General features: G+C 66.5%; 2 protein-coding genes. One reads left to right on the forward strand and one right to left on the reverse strand.

The window, feature by feature from the left end:
- Positions 1-188 (reverse strand): hypothetical protein (locus AB5758_RS09670; protein WP_368155547.1); only part of this gene is annotated, 188 nt, incomplete at its 3' end.
- Here AB5758_RS09670 and AB5758_RS09675 point away from each other — a divergent pair.
- Positions 187-1,305: an IS1249 family transposase gene (locus AB5758_RS09675; protein ID WP_138111757.1), complete on the forward strand. Its 1,119-nt coding sequence runs from the start codon at positions 187-189 to the stop codon at positions 1,303-1,305. The two genes, AB5758_RS09670 and AB5758_RS09675, sit on opposite strands and share 2 nt — an antisense overlap.
- Positions 1,306-1,354: the final 49 nt, after the last annotated feature.

Here is a 1,354-nt window from a genome sequence, read left to right on the forward strand (position 1 = left end):
GGCTTATAGGACAAAATGTGTGTCCACGTTGGGGGCATCGGCGCAGGTCGATGCCCCTTTTTCAGCCGTTTAAATTCCGTGCCCGCTTTTAACCGCTCGGACAGAATGCGTGTCCGGTTGCCTATCGTTCCCGCAGGTAGATAACCTTTTCCGGAACCGTTAAATATCCTTTCGGAAGAGGTGCCCATGAAGGCCGTTTATTGCCCCTACTGCGGCGGTCGGACCAAGCGCAACGGCAGGACCTCATCGGGGTCCCAGCGGTGGAGGTGCACGGCCTGCGGCGCGTCGACGACGGTGAGGTACGACGACACGGCGACGAGGCTGGACGAGTTCCTCGGGTGGCTCCTCTCCAAGGACTCCCAGGCGGCGATGCCGGGCGGCGGGCGGTCCTTCAGGCGCAGGACGGCCGAGTTCTGGGAGGTCTGGCCGATGCCCGTCCCCGACGGCGAGCTGCACCGCGTGCTCCACGTCGACGGGATCTGGGTCGCGCGCGACCTCGTCGTGCTCATATGCTGCAGCGGCGAGAGGGTGGTCTCCTGGTACATGGCGAGGTCGGAGAACTCGAGGGCGTGGTCGGCCCTCATGTCGCCGATCCCGGCGCCCGAGGTGGTCGTCACCGACGGCGGGAGCGGGTTCGCCAAGGCCGTGCGCGAGACCTGGCCGCGCACCAGGGTCCAGAGGTGCACCTTCCACGCCTTCTCGCAGGTCAAGCGCTACACGACGACGCGGCCGAAGCTCCAGGCGGGGCGCGAGCTCTACCTCATCGCGCGCGACCTCATGGGCATCGAGACGCTGCACCAGGCCGAGCTCTGGGTCGAGCGCTACCTCGACTGGTGCGGGTTCTGGGCCGACTTCCTGGAGGACAGGACCGTGGTGGACGGCAGGAGGGTCTACACCCACGAGAGGCTGAGGCGGGCGCGCTCGTCGCTGTCGTCGCTGGTGTCGGCGGGGACGCTGTTCACCTACCTCGACCCCGCCCTAGCCAAGGCCGGCCCGCTGCCGTCGACCAACAACATGATCGAGGGAGGGGTGAACTCGCAGCTGAGGGCCGTCCTGCGCAACCACCGGGGGCTGACGTCGGTCAAGCGCGTGAAGGCGGTGTTCTGGTGGTGCCACGCGCACTCGGGGGACGCGAGGACGGCGCGCGAGAAGCTCGCCGCGATGCCGACCGACGCGGACATCGACTTCCTGTTCAGCGTCTACTCCGCCTCGCCGTCGCGCGAGGACGGAGGGCCGGAGTGGGGCGACAGGGCCGTGTGGGAGGACCTCCACCACAGGGACCCGTACCCGTTCTGGCTTGATTAATGGATAGAAACGGATGTTCTATCGGGACACACATTTTGTCCTATAAGCC

The organism is Collinsella aerofaciens (assembly GCF_040926405.1).
Taxonomy (GTDB): Bacteria; Actinomycetota; Coriobacteriia; order Coriobacteriales; family Coriobacteriaceae; genus Collinsella.